At 52.4% G+C, this 20,366-nt stretch carries 16 protein-coding genes and 1 riboswitch; all 16 genes read left to right on the forward strand.

The annotated features are described in order from the left end of the window. Window positions 1-33: 33 nt before the first annotated feature. The 16 genes from ACZ5N7_RS19160 (at window position 34) to ACZ5N7_RS19235 (ending at window position 20,310) form a co-directional block, all read left to right on the forward strand. Window positions 34-1,377: a TrkH family potassium uptake protein gene (locus ACZ5N7_RS19160; RefSeq protein ID WP_464656182.1), complete on the forward strand. Its 1,344-nt coding sequence runs from the start codon at window positions 34-36 to the stop codon at window positions 1,375-1,377. 12 nt (window positions 1,378-1,389) lie between these two features. Next, window positions 1,390-2,055 (forward strand): potassium channel family protein, encoded by a 666-nt coding sequence (locus ACZ5N7_RS19165; RefSeq protein WP_464656183.1) that lies wholly within the window; start codon window positions 1,390-1,392, stop codon window positions 2,053-2,055. Window positions 2,056-2,114: 59 nt separating this feature from the next. Then, window positions 2,115-3,380: a cation:proton antiporter gene (locus tag ACZ5N7_RS19170; protein ID WP_464656184.1), complete on the forward strand. Its 1,266-nt coding sequence runs from the start codon at window positions 2,115-2,117 to the stop codon at window positions 3,378-3,380. Window positions 3,381-3,660: 280 nt separating this feature from the next. Next, window positions 3,661-5,100, forward strand: a complete 1,440-nt coding sequence (locus ACZ5N7_RS19175) for a PTS mannitol transporter subunit IICB (RefSeq protein ID WP_464656185.1) — start codon at window positions 3,661-3,663, stop codon at window positions 5,098-5,100. A 72-nt stretch (window positions 5,101-5,172) separates the two neighbouring features. Beyond that, on the forward strand, window positions 5,173-7,239 hold the full coding sequence (locus ACZ5N7_RS19180; RefSeq protein ID WP_464656186.1) for a BglG family transcription antiterminator: 2,067 nt from the start codon (window positions 5,173-5,175) through the stop codon (window positions 7,237-7,239). Continuing rightward, window positions 7,236-7,673, forward strand: a complete 438-nt coding sequence (locus tag ACZ5N7_RS19185; RefSeq protein ID WP_464656187.1) for a PTS sugar transporter subunit IIA — start codon at window positions 7,236-7,238, stop codon at window positions 7,671-7,673. Before ACZ5N7_RS19180 ends, ACZ5N7_RS19185 begins: the two co-directional genes overlap by 4 nt. Next, entirely contained in the window at window positions 7,670-8,827 is a 1,158-nt protein-coding gene (locus tag ACZ5N7_RS19190; RefSeq protein WP_464656188.1) for a mannitol-1-phosphate 5-dehydrogenase, read from the forward strand. The genes ACZ5N7_RS19185 and ACZ5N7_RS19190 overlap by 4 nt, the downstream gene beginning before the upstream one ends. 18 nt (window positions 8,828-8,845) lie before the next feature. Next, a complete protein-coding gene (ptsP, locus tag ACZ5N7_RS19195) occupies window positions 8,846-10,582 on the forward strand; it encodes a phosphoenolpyruvate--protein phosphotransferase (protein WP_464656189.1) in 1,737 nt (578 codons plus the stop codon). Next, complete coding sequence (locus ACZ5N7_RS19200) at window positions 10,579-10,842, forward strand: HPr family phosphocarrier protein (RefSeq protein ID WP_464656190.1); 264 nt, start codon at window positions 10,579-10,581, stop codon at window positions 10,840-10,842. Before ptsP ends, ACZ5N7_RS19200 begins: the two co-directional genes overlap by 4 nt. 245 nt (window positions 10,843-11,087) lie before the next feature. Further along, the gene (locus tag ACZ5N7_RS19205) at window positions 11,088-12,626 is read left to right on the forward strand and encodes an S-layer homology domain-containing protein (protein WP_464656191.1); all 1,539 of its coding nucleotides are present in this window, start codon (window positions 11,088-11,090) and stop codon (window positions 12,624-12,626) included. A 51-nt stretch (window positions 12,627-12,677) separates the two neighbouring features. After that, complete coding sequence (locus ACZ5N7_RS19210; RefSeq protein ID WP_464656192.1) at window positions 12,678-16,223, forward strand: S-layer homology domain-containing protein; 3,546 nt, start codon at window positions 12,678-12,680, stop codon at window positions 16,221-16,223. A 205-nt stretch (window positions 16,224-16,428) separates the two neighbouring features. Continuing rightward, window positions 16,429-16,539, forward strand: a riboswitch (TPP riboswitch). Window positions 16,540-16,601: 62 nt separating this feature from the next. Beyond that, window positions 16,602-17,642, forward strand: coding sequence for an ABC transporter substrate-binding protein (locus ACZ5N7_RS19215; protein WP_464656193.1), 1,041 nt, complete (start codon window positions 16,602-16,604; stop codon window positions 17,640-17,642). 23 nt (window positions 17,643-17,665) lie between these two features. Beyond that, complete coding sequence (locus ACZ5N7_RS19220) at window positions 17,666-17,959, forward strand: thiamine-binding protein (RefSeq protein WP_464656194.1); 294 nt, start codon at window positions 17,666-17,668, stop codon at window positions 17,957-17,959. Further along, window positions 17,956-18,720: an ABC transporter permease gene (locus ACZ5N7_RS19225; protein WP_464656195.1), complete on the forward strand. Its 765-nt coding sequence runs from the start codon at window positions 17,956-17,958 to the stop codon at window positions 18,718-18,720. Before ACZ5N7_RS19220 ends, ACZ5N7_RS19225 begins: the two co-directional genes overlap by 4 nt. Before the next feature lie 13 nt (window positions 18,721-18,733). Next, a complete protein-coding gene (locus tag ACZ5N7_RS19230; RefSeq protein ID WP_464656196.1) occupies window positions 18,734-19,525 on the forward strand; it encodes an ABC transporter ATP-binding protein in 792 nt (263 codons plus the stop codon). Further along, window positions 19,522-20,310, forward strand: a complete 789-nt coding sequence (locus ACZ5N7_RS19235; RefSeq protein ID WP_464656197.1) for a TatD family hydrolase — start codon at window positions 19,522-19,524, stop codon at window positions 20,308-20,310. The genes ACZ5N7_RS19230 and ACZ5N7_RS19235 overlap by 4 nt, the downstream gene beginning before the upstream one ends. The last annotated feature ends 56 nt before the right edge of the window (window positions 20,311-20,366 follow it).

A 20,366-nucleotide genomic window follows, 5' to 3' on the forward strand; every position in this document is an offset into this window, starting at 1 on the left:
TATATGCATTCCTTAACCCTTAGAGGTGATCTTTTGACTAAACGGGATAATCCTTTCTTACACCTTACCCCTCCCAGAATTCTGGTGTTGGGCTTTGCGGCCATCATTCTAATCGGCGCGTTTTTATTATCTCTGCCCATCTCATCTACGGGGAAACCGGTGTCCTTTATCAACGCTTTATTTACAGCTACTTCGGCTACATGCGTAACCGGATTGGTGGTGGTGGACACAGGAAGAGACTTCACCGTTTTCGGCCAGATCGTCATTATGCTTCTTATTCAAGTGGGCGGCCTGGGCTTTATGTCTATGGCTACGCTGATTGCTTTTGTTATGAAAAAGAGGATTTCTCTGCGTGAGCGGCTTATTCTTCAGGAGGCGCTCAATCAAGGGAGCATAGAGGGGATTGTGCTGTTAATTCGCAAGGTCCTGATTTATTCTCTGACCATCGAGGGGATAGCAGCGGTCATATTTGCCATCCGCTGGTCTTTTGACATGCCGGTCGGCAGAGCTGTTTATTATGGGATATGGCACGCCGTTTCGCTGTTTAACAATGCGGGTTTTGACCTGTTCGGCGAGTACCGGAGTTTGACCGGATATGCGGAGGATTTTGTCGTTAACTCGGTGGCGATGGCCCTGATCGTTCTTGGCGGCATAGGATTTGTGGTCATGGCGGAAGTAGTGGAATACAAGCGGTCTAGGCGCAGGCTGTCGCTCCATTCCAAAGTGGTGCTGGCTTCAACCGCTCTGCTCATCCTGGTCGGTGCCGTGGTGATTTTTGTGTTTGAATATTCGAATTCCAGAACGCTAGGTCCTCTGAGTCCAGGCGGAAAGGTGCTCGCCGCGTTCTTTCAATCGGTCACGCCCCGGACAGCCGGAGCCAATACGGTGGATATCGGAGGAATGAGGCAGGCATCGCAGTTCTTCATCATTATACTGATGTTTATCGGAGCTTCTCCTGGCTCGACCGGCGGCGGGATCAAGACCACTACCTTCACGACCCTGGTCGGCGCTGTATTTGCAATGACCCGGGGCAAGGAGGATATCGTGTTCTTCGAACAGCGCCTTGGCAAAGACAGGCTCTTGAAAGCCATAACAATAACTCTGCTCGCGCTTTTTCTTGTGGTCTTTGTTGCCATGGTGCTCTCCACAACGGAACATAAATCTTTTCTCGCCATATTGTTTGAGGTAACCTCTGCGTTCGGAACGGTGGGCTTATCGATGGGCATTACCACGTCCCTGACCTTATTCGGTAAAATAATGATTATTTCGATGATGTTTATCGGCAGGCTGGGCCCTCTCACGCTTGCTTATGCCCTGGGTCCGAAGGCGCAGAAAGAGCTGTTCAGGTATCCCGAAGGAAAAATTACAATAGGTTAGGAGGCGGCAGCCGTGAAATCGCAGTTTGCTGTAATCGGTTTGGGGCGTTTTGGAGGCAGTTTGGCTAGAGAGCTTACCACCCTCGGCTATGAAGTGCTTGGAATCGACAGCGATGAAGAAATGGTGGAGGAGATGAAGAATCACCTCACTCACGTCGTAATAGCGGATACGACGGACGAAGAGGTTCTCCGCGCCATAGGGATACGGAACTTTGACGTTGTTGTGGTAGCGATCGGGGACGATATTCAGGCGAGCATCATGACCTCGATTTTGTTAAAAGATCTTGGAGTCCGGCATGTGGTGGTCAAAGCGGCGTCCGAGCTGCAGGGAAAGGTGCTGCAAAAAATCGGCGTCGACCGGGTCATTTTCCCGGAGAGGGACATGGGCGTGAGGGTGGCGCATCAGCTGGTTTCACCGAATTTGCTGGATTATATCGAGCTGTCGAAAGAATATACGATCGCGGAGCTTTCGGTTCCGAGACGCCTGGACGGGACAACGCTGAAGGACCTGGACGCGCGGGCCCGTTTTGGCTGCAATGTGGTCGCCATTAATAAAGGCGAGAGGCAAGGCGTGATTATTGCACCAAGCGCTGAGGATGTTCTGCATGAAAATGATCTTCTCGTACTGATCGGAACGAATGAGCAGATTGCGGACTTTGAGAGGGAAATGATTCTGTAAATTGTCAGGCTGCCGGCAGCAGGTGTCTGCGTCAAAATTTCCTGATTGGAGAGAAGCCGATGGAAAACCCGGTATTACACGATGTGCAGCATATTCTGTATCTGCTTCTGCTTATTCTGGTACTCGGCATGGTGTTCGGGAAGCTGTCAGAATGGCTGCGTTTGCCGGATGTGGCCCTTTTCCTGGTGGCGGGGATCGCCGCCGGACAGGCGTTTCACTGGATCGATGTGCCCGGAACATCCTTCATGAACCAGTTCATTCTGACAGTCGGGTCCGCCTTGATCCTGTTTGACGGAGGGAGGAATATCCACCTTTCAGGATTGAAAAAGGTATGGCTCACGGTCAGCCTGCTTAGCGTTCCCGGCGTGGCTGCGACGTGTGCGGTAACAGCTGCGGCCGCCCACTGGCTCCTTGGCCTGCCCTGGATATACGCGGTGCTGCTCGGGGCGATCATTTCTTCAACCGATCCCGCGACCTTGATTCCCGTGTTCAAGCAGGTAAAAATCCGCGAAAAAGTAAGGGTGGCGGTGGAGAGCGAGTCCGCTTTTAATGACGCGACCGGCTCGATCCTTACTTTTTCCGTGCTTGGGATCATCGTCGGCGGGGAGTCGATTTCTTTGGGCGGGGGCATCCTCGATTTCCTGAAAACCGCTTTGGGCGGCATTGCTGTGGGTGTCATCGTGGGGTATGCGCTCTCATTTCTGGCGGGACATCCCAAACTGGGCCACTTCCGGGCGTATGCGGCTTTGATGATGATAACGGCGGCTTTGGGAGCTTATTTGCTTGGGGATCTGCTGCATGTCAGCGGGTTTATGGCTACCTTTGCCGCGGGTTTGATATGGGGGAATGCCCATCTGTTCCGTCTGGAAATGAAAGAAGAGCTGGAGGAGATGGGCCATTTTGCCGAAAATATTACGGTAATGATGCGCATGCTCATTTTTGTGCTGCTCGGCAGCCAGGTGAACTTCACGCTGATTCTGGCTTACTTGTGGCCAAGCCTTGGCATCATCCTCGTGTTTATGTTCATTGCAAGGCCTCTGACGGTACTCATCAGCGCGCTGCCGGACCGAAGTGCCGGATGGACGTGGAAGGAAATCGCGTTTATGTTCTGGGTAAGGGAGACGGGGGTTATCCCGGCGGCGCTCTCTGGCATGGTGGCCGGTATGGGGGTGAAGCACGCGGACCTTATCTCGTCGGTCACGTTTATGGCGGTGCTGCTCACCATCCTGCTGCAGGCCGGCACGACCGGTTTGCTTGCGCGGAAGCTGGGGCTGGAAGCGGAAGGTGCCGCATCTCAGGGCGGGGAGCAGGACTCTGGAGGTTGAAGTGATTTACCTCATACCTGCAGATTTGCTTAGAAGCTAATTGAAAAAGATGTATACGGCCGCCCGGCGGGTGCAAGACCGTTTTTCAGCCAGTGAGAGGGCTGCTGCGGTCTTTTTTCTTTTGTGTGGAGTACAAATTTAAATCTTGGCAACAGTATTCATGACGGAATCAGATTTTCCTTTGGTTGATGTTGAAAACGCTTTTTCGTATCATTAGATCAGAAAGAACTTTGTCGAAACATGGCAAAGGAAATTATTAGTTTAAAAGGAGGGCATTCTAATGAATACGACGGCAGCCCAGAAAAACGCGTCCGGAGATCTGAGAGTTCAGGTTCAGCGTTTCGGCCGTTTTCTCAGCGGTATGGTCATGCCTAACATCGGCGCGTTCATCGCCTGGGGTTTGATTACCGCTTTATTTATACCGACAGGTTGGATTCCCAACGCCTATTTGGCTAAACTCGTAGGACCGATCATCACTTATTTGCTGCCTGTCTTGATAGGCTACACCGGCGGACAGATGATTCACGGTACGCGCGGCGGTGTCATAGGAGCCGTAACTACCATGGGGGTCATCGTGGGAACGGATATTCCGATGTTTCTTGGAGCAATGATTGTCGGCCCGTTCTCGGCCTCGGTTCTGAAGAGATTCGACCGGGCAATTGAAGGCAAAATCCGTTCAGGGTTTGAAATGCTGGTCAACAACTTCTCTTCCGGGATCATCGGCGCGCTTCTTGCTTTGCTTGCTTACACCGTAGTAGGACCTTTCGTGCAGGTGATCAGCAAAATGCTGGCGGCCGGGGTGCAGTTTCTGGTTAACGCAGGCTTGCTGCCTCTCGCTAACGTTTTGATCGAACCGGGCAAGATTCTGTTTTTGAATAATGCGATCAATCACGGCGTGCTCAGCCCAATCGCGCTGGAGCAAGCTTCGAGGACGGGAAAATCCATTTTGTTTATGCTTGAATCCAACCCGGGTCCCGGACTTGGAGTCCTGCTCGCATATTGGCTGGTCGGCCGGGGCTCGGCAAAGCAATCGGCGCCGGGAGCGGCGATCATCCATTTCCTGGGAGGCATTCACGAGATTTACTTCCCTTATATTCTGATGAATCCGCGCTTGATCCTTGCCACGATCGCGGGGGGAGTGACAGGAACGTTTACCTTCTCGCTGTTTAACGCGGGGCTGGTTGCTACACCTTCTCCGGGAAGTATATTCGCTTATATCGCGATGGCGCCAAAAGGCGGCCTGCTGCCGATATTCAGCGGTGTAATTACGGCGACCGCCGTATCGTTCCTGATTTCGGCCCTGCTGCTGAAAACTTCGAGAAAAGACGCAGACGAAGATTTGGACCAGGCCACCGAAAAGATGCGGCAAATGAAAGGCTCCGGCCAGACGGGAACGGCGGCAGCGGTGTCGGCTTCAGCATTGGAGGCAGACCCAAAGCCGAAATCGGAAATTAAAAAAATCGTCTTTTCCTGCGATGCCGGCATGGGTTCCAGCGCAATGGGCGCGTCCATCTTAAGAAAGAAAATGAAAGACGCCGGGGTAGACGTAACGGTGATCAATACGGCCATCAGTGAAATTCCCAAGGACGCGGATCTCGTGATCACCCACAAATCGCTGACGGACCGCGCTAAAGCCCAACAGCCGCAGGCGGAGCATGTTTCGATCGATAACTTCATGAAAAGTCCGGAGTACGACGAGCTGGTTAAAAGATTGAGCTGATAATTGAAAATTTGAGCTAAACGCTGGCTGCGGCCAGCGTTATCTCCATATTGTCTGTGAGGAAGAATGGCGATGAACTTTTCAAACCGGCACCGGCAAATTCTGGAGCTGCTGCTGGGCCGCAAGGATGAGATCACAGCAAGCGAAATTGCCGCGCACATCAAGGTCAGCACACGAACGATCCACAGAGAGCTGTCCGAATTGGAAAAGGAGCTGGCAAGCTTCGGGCTGGAGCTTCATAAAAAATCCGGAAAAGGCGTGCACATCGACGGTGCCGAGGAGAAGCTTGAGGCGATGCGGCAGCTGTTGATAGATCCTGGTTCCGTGGAATTTTCTCCCGATGAGCGTAAGGTCATGACGCTTTGCATGCTGCTGGAAGCAGATGAACCGGCAAAGCTTTACGCTTTGTCCCGCGACCTGAAGGTGACCGTACCCACCGTCACTTCCGATCTGGATGAGCTGGAAAATTTGATCGAGAAAAGCGGCCTTGCCCTGGTGAGGAAAAAAGGTTATGGCGTGGAAGTCAGCGGTGCCGAAGAGAGCAAGCGGAATCTGATCTCCCGGCTTGCGAGAAATCATTTGGATGATTCCGACTTGTTCGGCACTTTGACCGGGAACAGGAGGAAGTCCGTAACGCTTAAGCTGCTCCAGATGGTCGGAAAGCAAAATATGATGAAAGTCGAAGACTCGTTATGGCAGCTGGAGGAGAAATGGCTTAACAAGCTGACGGAAGCAGAATATACGGACCTTCTCATCCGGGTTTCGGTTGCGGTCGAGCGAATTCGAAAGGGCAAGCGGGTGGAAGGAAGCGGGACGACGGATCAAGAGAGCCGGGATCCTGCACTGCGGCAGGCCGTGCGTCAATTGGCGGAAACGCTGGACTTGGCTTTGACTGCGGAAGACTTCGCGTATCTCGTCAGGCTGCTGGAACCCAAGGCGGAGACGGATCCCAATCGGCTGCTGCTCCAGGATGATCTGGGTTTAATGGAGACCGTGCAAAGGTTAATAAATTATATCGAGGATAAGACGGACATTGCGTTCAGGGAAGACCGTTCGCTGCGCGAAGGATTGATCAACCACATGGAGCCTGCGCTGCTGAGAATGAAAGAAGATCACCCTGTACGCAATCCTCTTTTGGCACAGACAAGGAAAGACTACGCCTATTTGTTCGGCATTATTAGGGAAGCCGCAGATGAAATCTTGACGGGGATCGATGTGCCGGACGAGGAAATCGGATTTCTGGTGATGCACTTTGGAGCGTCCATGGAGCGGCTGAAGCAGTTTCGTCGTAATGTGAGGGCGATCCTGGTATGCACCAGCGGCATCGGTTCGTCGCAAATGCTCGCCGTCCGGCTTGCCAGGAAGCTGCCACAGATCGACATCATCGGCCGCTCTTCCTGGTTCGAAGCCGTACGGATTCCGGAGGAAGAGTACGATTTAATCATCTCCACCGTCGACCTTCCTTTGGAGCCGGACCAGTACATTAAGCTGACTCCACTGCTGACAGAGGAAGAGACGGAGAGACTGCGGCATTTTATCAATGAAGTGACTTTGAAGAAAAAAACAAGAGGCGTTCCCGAAGCGCCTGCTGCAGATGAGCCTGCGGATGAGTGGCTGCGCAGCCTGCAGGCATACTTGAATGAAATTGTAAGGCTCATGGATACTTTCCAGGTATACACATTGGACCGCGGATTCTCCGATTTGCGGGAAACGCTGGAGACGGTATGCGGGCTTATTCAACAGGCCGGCATCATCGAAGATGTGGAGCCGGTCGTAGAGCTTTTGCTGGAACGGGAACGGCTGAGCAGCCAAGTGATTCCCGGCACGGGTCTTGCTCTTTTTCACACTAGAAGCGAGCGGATCGGGAAACCTTCATTTTCTTTGTTCCGGTTAAGCCACGGCCTGCCTTTGCACAAGGACACTCCCGCTCAGGTCAAGCATCTTCTGCTTATGCTGGGTCCCCGGGAGCTGTCCAAAGAAAGCCTGGAAGTGCTGAGCGAAATCAGCTCCCTGCTGCTGCTGCCTGAATTGGTTGAGCTGATGGAAACAGGGACACAGAGCGAAATCAAGCATTTTATGTCCATGGAACTGGCAAGATTTTTCGAAAATAAAACGGAAACGGGGAGAAATTCACCATGAGCATCTTATCTAAAGAAAAAATCAAGCTGAACATCAATGTCAAAGACAAATTCGAGGCCATCCGCATCGCCGGTCAGCTGCTGGTTGACGCAGGCCATGCCGCTCCCGCTTATGTAGATAAAATGATTGAAAGAGAGCAGTCGCTGTCCACATACATGGGCGCAGGTTTGGCTATACCCCACGGCACCCAAGATTCCAAAGGAATGATCTCTTCCACTGGATTGTCGATCGTACAGATTCCCGCGGGCGTGGACTTCGGCGAGGGCGAGCCTGCTTACCTGGTCATAGGAATCGCAGCGTCGGGAGACGAGCATATGGGGATTTTGACCAATGTCGCTATGATCTGCTCCGAAGAAGAGAACATGGAGCGCATCCGCAGCGCGTCGACGCCCGAGGAAATGATTCAAATTTTCGAAAGAGGGCTGGAAGCATGAGGGCGGTTCATTTTGGCGCGGGAAATATCGGCAGAGGCTTTATCGGGCTTCTTTTGTCACGCTCGGGATATGAGGTATGTTTCATTGATGTCAATGACTCGCTTGTAAACCTGCTGCACCAAAAAGGCGAATATACGGTTTCATTGGCGAACGAGTCGCAGGACCGGTTTACCGTAAGCGGCGTTTCCGCATTGGACGGCAAAGAACTGGAGGAGGTGGCGAAAGCCATCGCCCATGCAGATCTTGTCACCACCGCAGTAGGTGTCAACGTGCTGAAGCATGTTGCCGGAGGCATCGCCAAAGGGATTGAGCTGCGTACGAAGCTGGATCTCGGGCCTCTTGCCGTCATTGCCTGCGAAAACGCGATCGGCGGCAGCAGTCAGCTCAAACAGCATGTTTACTCTCATTTGAGCGAGGAAATGCGGAGCGAGGCGGATAAAATCACCGCCTTTCCGGATGCCGCGGTAGACCGGATCGTTCCGATTCAGCATCATGAGGATCCTCTTCATGTAACTGTGGAGCCTTTTTATGAGTGGGTCATCGACCGTTCTCAAATGTTCGAAGGGTTTAAGCTGATCGAAGGGGTTCATTATGTCGATAATCTGGAGCCGTACATCGAGCGTAAACTGTTCACCGTGAACACGGGACACTGCTGCGCGGCTTATCTTGGATACGTGCATGGTTACACGACGATACAGGAGAGCATGGCCGACGGCGAAATCGCCGCCGAGGTGCGTCAAGTGCTGGAAGAGACGGGCGCGCTGCTGGTTAAGAAGTATGGCTTTGACAGCGGGGAGCATAAAGCATACATCGATAAAATCCTGGACCGCTTCCGCAATCCGTACTTGACGGACGAGGTTGTCCGCGTCGGGCGTTCTCCTATCCGCAAATTATCTCCCAACGACCGGCTGGTTCGTCCCGCTTTACAAGCGTTTGAGCTTGGTCTGAGCGCGGATCGCCTGGCACTCGCCATGGCTGCGGCCCTCCATTTCGATTATGCGGAAGATCCGGAAGCGGTTGAACTGCAGGCGGCGATCAAGGAGAAGGGGCTGCGGGAAGCCATTGCCCAATATACGGAAATACCGGCGAATCATCCGGTGCATGAAAACATCGTTCGTCAGTATGGACTCTTAAAGCCATCGCTTAACTCTTAAACGGAAGGGGAATTCAATATGTCCAGCATCGCACACATCATAACCGGCACCGCCGCATCCCCGGGCATCGCCATTGCGAAAGCTTACCGTCTGAAAAATCAGAACTATATTCCAACGCGCACTGCCGTGCCGGATCCCAAGCAGGAAGTATCCAGATTTCAAGAGGCCGTCGAAAATGCAAGGCGGGAGTTGGAAGACATCCGCGACCTGACCGAACAAAAGATGGGGTCCCAGAAAGCGGAAATCTTCGAAGCGCATATGCTGCTCTTGGAGGATCCTGATCTGATCGATGTCATCCTTGAAAATATTTCTGCCGAGAAAATCAATGCGGAGTATGCGCTGTACGAAGTATCCCAAGGCTTTATCGAGATGCTTATGGGCATGGATAACGAGCTTTTGAGAGAACGGGCCGCTGATGTCCGCGACGTGTCCGGCCGGATCATGGGCCACCTGCGCGGCCAGGCGGATGCCGGAGTTTCCGTGATTGCGGAGGAGTCCATCTTGATCGCGGCGGATTTGGCGCCTTCAGACACGGCTCAGCTCAACCTGGATTATGTCCGCGGCTTTATTACGGAAGTCGGAAGCCGTACCTCCCACTCCGCCATCATGGCGCGTTCTCTTGAAATTCCCGCGATCGTCGGAGTGGGAAAAGCGGCTGCCGAAATTGCCGACGGCGCATGGGTCATTATGGATGCGGCGGAAGGAAAAATCCTGGTTGACCCAAGCGAGGAAGAGCTGAAGGCGTACCGGGATAAAAAAGAACGGGCTGACCAAAGGAAAGCCGAGCTTCGTCAGCTGGCCGGGCAGCCTACGGTCACAAAAGACGGCAGAAGAGTGGAGCTCGCCGCCAACATCGGCAGTGTGGAAGACGTGCAGAAGGTGGTCGACAACGGGGCCGAGGGTATCGGCTTGTTCCGCACGGAGTTTTTGTATATGGGCCGCAATTCGCTGCCGACGGAAGAAGAACAATTTCAGGTATACAAGTACGTGCTTGAAAAAATGGAGAACAAGCCCGTTGTCATCCGGACGCTGGATATCGGAGGAGACAAGGAACTGCCTTACATGAAGCTTCCGGCGGAAAGCAATCCGTTTCTCGGCCTTCGTGCCGTCCGTCTTTGCCTGGACCGCCAAGACTTGTTCCGTACTCAATTGAGGGCGCTTCTCCGCGCCAGCCGGCACGGCGAGCTAAAAATTATGTTTCCAATGATAGCCGTTATGGAAGAACTGCTGGAAGCTAAGCGGCTGCTGCAGGAGGAGAAAGACAAACTTATCGCGGAGGGCATTGAGGTGGCCGGCCGCATTGAGGTGGGCATGATGATCGAAGTGCCCGCTGCGGCTTTGGCTGCGGATGCTTTAGCCAAAGAAGTCGATTTCTTCAGCATCGGCACGAACGATCTCATTCAATATACGATGGCAGCGGACCGAATGAATGAGACGGTGTCCTATTTGTACCAGCCGTGCCATCCATCCATCCTAAGATTGATCCGGATGGTAATCAGCGCGGCGGAGCGGGAAGGCCGCTGGGTAGGCATGTGCGGTGAAATGGCCGGAGACGAAAAGGCTATCCCCCTGCTGGTCGGAATGGGCTTGTATGAATTCAGCATGAGCGCAAGCTCCATTCTGCCCGCCCGTGCTTTGATCAAGAGGACCTCCCGCCAGGAGTGGTCCGGTTTCGCGGATCAGATCGTATCCATGAGAAATCAAACCGAGGTCCTGACATTTATCGAGAACAACATGAGGAGTGAGTCGCATTGATCACCAAGACGTATACTGTCGTAAATCCATCGGGGTTTCATGTTCGCCCTACGAAAATATTTGTGCAAAAAGCCAGCGAATTTCCTTGTAAAATCAGCGTCATCAAAAACGGCAAGAAAGTGAACGGAAAAAGCTCTCTGAGCATGCTCACGCTGGGAATTGAATTGAATGACGAAGTGACTCTGGAGGCTGACGGAGAGCGGGAAGAAGAAGCGGTGGAAGAATTGGGCAAGCTTTTTGTCCAAGTTATGGAGGATTAAGGCCGGAGGCTGAAAGGCGGTTTGAGCCAAGGCCATATTTCAAGCTAATAAGTGCAAACATGTTGTGACTGGAAGCGCCCTTTTAATCGGGGCGCTTTTTTTGACATTGCGCGCGGCGGGTGGTCAGACCCCATGCTGGAGGCTGGATTTTAAATAAATTATTATAAAATTTTAAATTAACAGTAGAAAATCGTTATTCCATGTGATACATTTTGTATCATAACAAACTAGAGAGGGGACATATTTTGAGAAGTAAAGGCAGCCCGTTAAAACATATTATTTTGCTATCTGCCGTGTTATCTATGTTTTTAGCCGCAAATGCAAATGCGAACGAACTGCTAAGCGATGTCGAAGGCTCTTACGCGAAGCCGGAAATTTTGAGGTTGGTTGGAGCAGGTATTATTAACGGATATGAGGACGGAACTTTCCGGCCGACTAAAGCGATTACACGCGCCGACCTTGCCAAAATCGTTGTCTTGTCCATGAAACTTGAAGAGAATGCTGATGCGGCTTCCGGATTTACCGACATTCCGGGGGATGCATGGTACAGGGGATATGTGGGAGCATTGGTGAAAGCGGGTATTACTCAGGGCACCTCCATAACAACCTTCTCCCCTAACGATACGGTAACGAGGGAACAATTGGCCGTGTTCTTCATCCGGGCTTTCGGTCTGGAGGAAACGGCAAAAGCCGCTACGGCCCAGTCAACCATAGCGGATATGGACAAAGTGTCTGAATGGGCTCGACCCTATATATCGCTGGCCAATCGAATCGGCTTTATCAAAGGGATCGAGAATGCGGACGGTACCTTACGTTTCGCTCCGGGGGAAAAAGCGGAAAGACAAGCTTTGGCCAGACTCGCTTATGAGTTCAACTTCAATCGCCAACAATACGCGGAGTCCGCCGCGCGAATCATCAAGGAGCTAACGGATGCGGCCCATCACACACAGAGTCCCGACGGCAGTGAAGGAATTTCGCCTGCCAAGCCGGAACCGGGCCCGGCCCCCCCTACCGCAGGCGCTCAAGTTTCGTCAGGAGCGTCAGCCGGCACGGGATCCAGTTCACCGGTTTCAGGCAGTGAAGGCTCGCAAGGATCGTCGTCATCCGGCTGGGCACCCGCTGCACCGACGCCCGGTCCGGGCAAAAGCCAGGACTCCGGCATAACCGCACCGGGAGCGCTGCCGCCCGGTGAGATACAAACCGCTGTCGACGCCATCAAAGCGCTTGCCTCCGCAGAGCAGCTAACGCTGGCGGACAAGCAGGCGGTAAAGGCGGCCCGGCAGAAAGTAGAGGCGGCCAAAGCCAAGGGTGCCGTAGATGCCGATATCACCAATCTGTACCTGCTCACCGCGTGCGAACAGAAGATATCCCAGCTGGAAACGGCGCAGCCGCCAACCGTCAATACCAACATCATTCAATCGGCATACGCGAGCATCGGCGGTCAAAATATTCCGGCCCAGATTGGCGCAAACAATACCATATCCTTTAATCTCCCTAAAACATTAAAGGATACGGACCGCTTCTCCGGTTTTTCCGTACAAACCTCCGGAGATGTCGAGAGCATTTCGGTAACGATGCTGGGATTGACGAAGACTGTTTCATTTCAGGACGGTACCGCAAGCGTCACAGTAAGCCAGCTTATGGGGAGCTTGGATAAACGGGGCGACGGCGTCTCGGTGGGAACGCTGAGAGCATTAGCCGGGGGAATGCCGGTGACCCCCGCAGCATCCATTAAGCTCCGCAACGGAAGCAATAAGAGTATTACCTTGGTTTTTAATCCATAAGCAGAATATCGTTAACCATTAGTTTTACTTTAAATAGGGAGGAATGTTTCCTTGTATTCCATTTTTCATAACAAAACTCACCGCAGCAAATTTGCCCTTGTGATGATCTTTACGATGCTCTTTTCTTTATTTGCGGCAGGGAACTTGAACTTTGCGGCTGCGGCCGATTCAAAGGCATATGCCGGCGCCGGCGGCACCGATCCATTCAACGATCTGGACGGATCTTATGCCAAGCGGGAAATACAGGCGTTAGTGAACACCGGGATATTAGCCGGCTTCCAGGACGGAAGCTTTAAACCGAGAGAGGCCATGACCCGGTCTCAGCTCGCGAAGGTTTTGGTTCTTTCTTTGGGGCTGAAAGAAGACGCGGCCGCCTCCGTTCAATTCTCGGATGTTCCCGCAGATGCCTGGTATAAGGGATTTGTCGGAGCACTGCTCAAAACAGGCATTACAGACGGTACGTCGCCCACCACATTCTCACCGGAGAGCCGCGTTACAAGAGAGCAATTAGCGGTATTCTTCATACGCGCTCTGAAATTGGAAGAGACGGCGAAGATGCTGCCGGCCGACACAACTTTAGCGGATTTTGCCGAGATCTCCGAATGGGCTAAACCTTATGTTTCCCTGGCTTTTAAAATCGGCTTCCTGCAGGGTGTCGATAACGGTAAAGGAGCGGTGAGCTTTATGCCGCGGAGCTTCGCCGAAAGACAGGCTTTGGCGCGATTGGCATATGAGTTCAAATTTAATCAAAAGACGTATGCTGACAAGGCCGCGTCCTTGATTCCGGAGCCGGCCCTGACATTGGAGCAAGCGGTGAAGGCGGCGAATGAAGCCATCGCTGCGCTGCCCATCGTATCTTCTCTGGCAAAAGAAGACAAGGCCGCCGTTGAAGCGGCTCGTGCGAAGGTAGACGCCGCTCGAAAGCTGGGCGCACTGGATAAAGATTTTACAAATTTATCGAAGCTGGACGAAGCAGCGAAGAAAATCGAAGAATTACTGAAACCGCCTGTTATCTCCGGCGGAGGCGGTGTTGTGTCTGATTCCGATTCGTCCTCGCGTCCGTCGGGCAAATGCTCTATCGACGCAGGCGAGTACACGGGGAATATCACAGTCTGCAAAAATGCCAAATTATTCGGTCCTCAGAACGGAACAGCAGTTATTCATGGTACTTTAATAGTGGACCCGGGTGCCGCTGGCGATTTGTCCTTGCAAAATATTAAAGCGGACGAGGTCAAAGTTCTTTCCGGTGCCGCAAACTCCATACACTTTTTGACCAATATTACGATCACCACATTAACAGTCAATACGATACAACAAAATAATGCCGTGAGGATCGTCACTTCGCAAACGACTGTGATTGCTACTACTGTTATTCAATCGCAGGTTATTCTGAACTCTGAAGCCGGATCCTTCGGAAATGTGCAGGTAACTTCTGAAGCGAACAGCCGGCAGGTGGATTTGCAGGGTAACTTTACCGGAAGTATATCTGTGGCGGCCGCGAGCTCTACAGTAGTCATTGCCCAAGGCTCCAACGTGTCGCAGTTAAATGTGGCTGCCAGCACCACCATTGTGTCCAACGGTATTGTCAGCCAGCTTTCCGTCACTTCGGCGGCAGTGAACAGCCAGGTGAATCTGCAAGGCTCGTTCTTGACGACTGTCGTATCACTGGCGGCTGCAGGATCTACATTAAACGTGGTGGGACAGAATACGTCGGTTTCGCAAATCCAGGTCGCTGCTGCTGTAACCATCAACTCCAGCGGCACTGTGAATCAAGTGGTGACTACAGCGGGGGCCGAGAATCAACAAGTGAAATTTGTCGGCTTGTTTTCTGCCACTACCATTATCGTGGCCACGGAAGGGTCTACTATCAACGTTGCGCAGAACACGACGATTGCCACAATTAGACTTGTCAATATTACAACTGCCAGTCTTATTTCTAACGGAACCGTTACTACTGTTCAGTCCACTACGGTGGTCAGTGTAGTATTGACAGGCAGCGACACTGCCTTAAAAGACCGAGCCAAAACGGCTGCTATCAATGCCATTAACGCACTGCCTGCGACGATAACTGCCAGTGATAAAGCGGCAGTGGGCCGGGCGCGTGAATTGGTGAACGGAGCCCTAAGCCTTGGGGCGACTTTCAACGTCAACGAGTTATCGAAATTGGTCCAATCGGAGAGCAGGCTGACAGAAATGAAAAACGAAGCGGTGCAATCGGCTATTCAAGCGATCAGGTCGCTGCCCGGCATAATAACGCTCACGGACAAACCGGCAGTTATCGCAGCCCGTGCTAAAGTGAGAGATGCGCAAGCGTTGGGTGCGAAAGATGCGGATATCACCAACTTAAATGTACTGGTTTCCGCAGAGAATACGATTGCACAGCTGGAGCAAGGAAGCGGGGACGGCGCGGCCGCACCGATGGTTATCTCGGCAGCCGCGAAGATTGGCGGAAATGATGTGCAAGCGAATGTCGCTGGAAATCAAATCACATTTACCCTGTCTAGTGGCTTGAACAGTTCGGATATGGTAACAGGCTTTACAATTAACGCCAGCAGCAATGCGGACAAATTAATTGTAACGGTTATGAACGGCATCACAAGAACAATTACGTTCCGCAACGGCCAGGCCAACGCAACCGTGAGCGAATTGCTCGGTCCTTCCATTGATCCGCAAGGCAATGGGGTTGCCGTTGGAACCTTAAGAGATTTACTTGGCAAACAAAGCTTGGAAGTAAGCGGTGAATTAAGGGACATTTCCGGTAATCCCAACCGTAAGTCCATTGTACTGCTGAGGCTGGTCAAAGATTCGAATGCCCCGGCACCGGTGTTGATTAATGCATCCGCCGTGATTGCAGGTAATGATATTACGGCAATGATTCAAACAGGCAATTTCGTGACGCTCGAGATTCCGTCGACAATATCGGATTCATCAAGAATCACCGACTTTAAAATGAAATCGTCCAAAGAAGCCAAACAGCTTACATTCACTGCCGGTGGGGTAAGCAGATCCGTGTATTTTAACGACGGCAGCGTGAATCTCGCTGTAAAAGATTTGCTTGGCAAGTTGGATCCCCAACAGGACGGTATCACAGTAGGTACGCTCAAACGCGCAATGGGCGGCAAGAATTTGACCATAGCCGGAACCTTGACCGATACGTCCGGCAATCAATCCACGGTGACTTTAACGATCCTCATCACTACTGATACAGTGGCACCTATTATTAAATCCACTGCAGCAGAAATCAATAGCAGAAATGAATTCGCTTCTATTGAGAGCAGCAATCGAATCTCATTTATAGTCCTCAAATCGTGGCCAGACACAGAAATGGTGACAGGATTCACAATTAATGCATCAGACGACTCTTATCAGCTGTCGGTTACGTCAAACGGTCTTACCAGAACGGTCCCGTTCCAAAATGGAATGGCGCACATGACTGTGCGGGAGTTTCTAGGTGATCGATTTGATCCTCAAAACAACGGAATATCGGTCGGTAAGCTGAGAGAGCAGCTTGGAAGCGAGACACTCACCGTTTCCGGGATATTGAGGGATCATTCGGGGCTTCAGTCAAATGTTACAATTATCGTTAAACAAGGGTAGACACTTAACAGTTGATGCCAATGCTTTAAATGAGTAGGGAATTATCGTAAACAGGGTTATCCGAAGAGCGGACAAATCTGCTTGAGGACAGCCCTGTTTTGCGCTAAAAAAGAAAATGCGGCTGCCCAGACTGATTGCCCAGACCGCTAGTGGACATTTCCAATGCTTAGGCTTATAATAAGTCCATGTTAAACTAAGCCAAATTAAATAACGCCAGGGGAGCTGGAATTGGCCGGCTGAGATTGTATCCCTCAAGATACTGACCCTTTAACCTGATCTGGATAATGCCAGCGTAGGAATTAGTGCTATTCATGTGCATCTATGCGCTCCTTGATCAGGGGCGCTTTTTAATTTGTCCGGACTATAGGAGGATGGGGAATGAAAATCAGACAGAGAAAAGCAATGAAATGGTTGATGAGCGGGCTGCTGGTGGCGGGCCTTACAGGATGCGGGGCTGGAGCCAAGAAGGCTGAACCGGGTTCGAACGCAGCGGCTCCGCAAACGGGCTCGAAACCGTTGACCCATATGAAAGTAGTGCTCGATTGGACTCCCAATACGAATCACACCGGGCTGTATGTCGCCAAGGACCAAGGCTTTTATGAGAAGGAAGGATTGGATATAGAAATAATCCAGCCTGGCTCGGGCGGCGCCGACGCGATGGTGGCTTCAGGGGAGGCTCCTTTTGGAGTCAGCTATCAGGAAGGGGTTACGCAAGCGCGGCTGCAAGGGGTGCCGCTTGTGTCCATCGCTGCCGTGATTCAGCATAATACGTCCGGCTTTGCGTCTCCGGCAGCCAAGAACATTAAAGCTCCCAAAGATTTTGAAGGAAAAACCTATGGAGGCTTTGGTTCTCCCGTAGAGGAAGCGATGCTGCAATCGTTAATGTCCGGTGAAAAAGCCGATGTGTCCAAAGTGAAAATCGTCAATGTGGGGGAAGCCGACTTCTTCACTGCGATTAAAAAAGACATTGACTTCTCCTGGATATATTACGGTTGGACGGGCATACAGGCGGAGCTGCGCAAGGAACCGATTAATATGATCTATCTGAATAAATACGATCCGAAGCTGGATTACTACACTCCGGTGATCGTAACAAACGAGAAGATGATCAAGGAGAAGCCGGACACGGTGAAGGCTTTTATGGCGGCAACTGCCAAAGGCTATCAATATGCGATCCAGAAGCCTGAAGAGGCGGCAGGCATTCTGCTGAAGGCGAATCCGGACCTCGATAAAAATCTCGTCGTCGCCAGCCAGAAGTGGCTCAGCCCGAAATATCAGGACGACGCTCCCCGCTGGGGCGAGCAGAAGAAGTCTGTGTGGGAAAATTACGCGGCCTGGATGCAGGACCATAAACTGCTGGAAAAGAAGCTTGACGCGGACGCAGCATTTACGAATCAGTTCCTTCCGGAATCCAAATAAGCGAGATAAGGAGTGGTTATCAAATGGCCAACGCGCTGCTCAGCATTCAAATTATACCGAAAACCGTAAACAATGAAGACGTCATCCCTTATGTGGACCGGGCTATTGAGGTCATTCAGCAGTCGGGGGTAAAGCACCAGGTCAACCCGCTGGACACTACGATGGAAGGGGATCTGGACGAGCTGCTGGACATCGTAAAACGTATGAATGCCGCGATGTTAGAGATCGGCAGCCCGAGCGTCATTTCCCAGATCAAAATTCTGTACAACCCTTCCGGCGCCTCGATGGATAAGCAGACGGAGAAGTACAGGCCATGAGCAGCAAATATCGCCCGTTAAAAGCAGGCTGGCCGCCCCTTGTGGTGGTCATCCTGTTTTTGGCGATATGGCAGGCGTGCGCGGTGCTGTTCGACATTCCGGACTGGCTGCTTCCTGCACCTTCCCTGATCGTGCAGGAAGGGGCTGCCGGCTTCCCGAGAATTTGGACACATACGTTGTCCACGATTCGACTTACTCTGCTTGGATTTGCAGTCGGTTCCTCCGTCGGGCTGCTGCTCTCCTTTGTGCTGCACTTGTTTCCTCTTGTCAAAAGGGGTTTTTACCCGCTGCTCATCCTTTCGCAAAATATTCCCACCATTACACTCGCTCCGCTGCTCATGATCTGGTTCGGGTTTGGACTGCTTCCCAAGCTGATCGTCATTACATTGGTGTGCTTTTTCCCTGTTGCGGTCGCGGCCTTGGGAGGGCTCACGCAGACCGATTCGGCCATGATGAATTATATGAAAATGATTGGGGCCACGAAAAAGCAGATTTTTTTCAAGCTGGAGCTGCCTGGCGCCCTTCCTTCTGTCTTCTCCGGGCTGAAAATCGCAGCGGCTTACAGCGTCATGGGCGCCGTCATCGCCGAGTGGCTTGGATCGGACAAAGGGATCGGAGTATACATGCTGCTGCAGAAAGCCTCGTTCCGGACGGACCGCATGTTTGTGGCGATTTTCATCATCGTGCTGCTCAGCTTGGGCTTATTCGGCTTGATCGCCTGGGTGGAAGGCCGTGTAATCCGCTGGAAGCCGGGCAAATAGACAGGAGGACGCCATGGAGGCCAAGGATCAACTTAAGCTAACCGGAATTTCCAAAACCTTCCCCGGCCAAGGAGAGCCGGCGCCTGTGCTTGAAGAGATTTCGCTCACGGTGGGAAAAGGGGAGTTCGTCACCCTGATCGGCCCGTCGGGCAGCGGGAAAAGTACGCTTTTTCATATTATCGGGGGGCTGGAGCGGCCTACCTCGGGGCACGTGTTTCTCGGCGGGAAGGAAATCACCGGGGCAAAAGGCTACATCAGCTACATGCCGCAAAATCACGCTTTGCTTCCGTGGCGAACGATAGAGGGCAATGTCATTATGGCGCAGGAAGTAGCGGGAGTGCCTAAAGCCGAAGCCCTCAGGAAAGCAAGGGAGTGGCTGCCGAAGGTCGGTCTGGAGGGGTACGAGCGAGCATACCCTTCTGTACTGTCCGGCGGGATGCAGCAGCGGGCGTCGTTCCTCAGGGCGCTGCTCAGCCCGCAGGAGCTGATGTGCCTCGACGAGCCATTCGGCTCGCTGGACGCGCTGACGCGGCAGGAGATGCAGGACTGGCTGCTGCGGATGTGGGAGGCGAATCAGCGCTCAGTCCTGTTCGTTACCCATAGCATCGATGAAGCGCTGTTTTTGTCGGACAGGATCTACCTGTTATCAGGCAAGCCGACGGTAGTGCTGAAGGAGATAAACGTTCCTTTTTCGCGGCCAAGAGAAGAAGGAGTCGTACATAGTGTGGATTTCATCCGCTTGAAGGAAGAAATTTACGGGCTTATGAAGAAGGAGCAGGAACGTTCGAGGAGAGGGAAACAATGACCGGAATCGATTCTCACATTCATTTGGATAAGTATGCGCCTGAAGAACAAGCGCACATACTGCAGGAGCTGCCTGATATCGGGATTGAGCAGCTTATTGCGGTTTCCATGGACCTCGCTTCCTGCCGAGACAATCTCACACTGCATCGTCAGCATCCGGGCAGAGTGAAGCCGGCGTTCGGCTTTCATCCGGAACAGCCGCTGCCGTCAGATGCGGAGATGGACGCACTGTTTCATTGGATGTCGGAGCACAGACGCGAGATGACAGCGGTCGGGGAAGTAGGTTTGCCATACTACATCCGCAAGGAAGCGGAACGCGAAGGCAGAAGCTTTGAACTTGCGTTTTACATCGGTCTGCTGGACAGATTCGCGGAATTTGCCGCTGCTGAGCGGACGCCAATGGTGCTGCACGCGGTATATGAAGATGCGGATACAGCGTGTGATCTGCTCGAGAAGCATGGGGTGACGAAAGCCCATTTTCACTGGTTCAAAGGAAGCGCCTCCACCATCGACCGCATGAAGCGCAGCGGTTATTTCATCTCTTTCACGCCGGATATTTGGTATGAAGAGGAAATCCGGAATCTCGCTGCGGCCTACCCGCTTGAGCTGATGATGGCTGAGACGGACGGGCCTTGGCCGTTCGAAGGGCGTTTCCAAGGCGAAAGGACGCATCCCCGCATGATCGGCGAGGTCATACGCAAGATTGCCGAAATCAAGGGGATACCCTTCGAAGAAGCTCGGGACACGATCTACCAAAATACCTGCAGGTTCTATAATATCCGCTAAAGCGGAAAAGAGGCCCTGTGGAAAACCCGGTTATTGGAGCGGCCAAGGCTGATTTT

Source organism: Paenibacillus sp. JCM 18996 (assembly GCF_055392555.1).

Bases quoted from the DNA above. Each gene is read 5' to 3' on its own strand.
- ACZ5N7_RS19170 (WP_464656184.1), top strand. From the start codon at position 2,115: ATGGAAAACCCGGTATTACACGATGTGCAGCATATTCTGTATCTGCTT.
- ACZ5N7_RS19175 (WP_464656185.1), top strand. From the start codon at position 3,661: ATGAATACGACGGCAGCCCAGAAAAACGCGTCCGGAGATCTGAGAGTT.
- ACZ5N7_RS19180 (WP_464656186.1), top strand. From the start codon at position 5,173: ATGAACTTTTCAAACCGGCACCGGCAAATTCTGGAGCTGCTGCTGGGC.
- ACZ5N7_RS19185 (WP_464656187.1), top strand. From the start codon at position 7,236: ATGAGCATCTTATCTAAAGAAAAAATCAAGCTGAACATCAATGTCAAA.
- ACZ5N7_RS19190 (WP_464656188.1), top strand. From the start codon at position 7,670: ATGAGGGCGGTTCATTTTGGCGCGGGAAATATCGGCAGAGGCTTTATC.
- ptsP (WP_464656189.1), top strand. From the start codon at position 8,846: ATGTCCAGCATCGCACACATCATAACCGGCACCGCCGCATCCCCGGGC.
- ACZ5N7_RS19215 (WP_464656193.1), top strand. From the start codon at position 16,602: ATGAAAATCAGACAGAGAAAAGCAATGAAATGGTTGATGAGCGGGCTG.
- ACZ5N7_RS19220 (WP_464656194.1), top strand. From the start codon at position 17,666: ATGGCCAACGCGCTGCTCAGCATTCAAATTATACCGAAAACCGTAAAC.
- ACZ5N7_RS19225 (WP_464656195.1), top strand. From the start codon at position 17,956: ATGAGCAGCAAATATCGCCCGTTAAAAGCAGGCTGGCCGCCCCTTGTG.
- ACZ5N7_RS19230 (WP_464656196.1), top strand. From the start codon at position 18,734: ATGGAGGCCAAGGATCAACTTAAGCTAACCGGAATTTCCAAAACCTTC.
- ACZ5N7_RS19235 (WP_464656197.1), top strand. From the start codon at position 19,522: ATGACCGGAATCGATTCTCACATTCATTTGGATAAGTATGCGCCTGAA.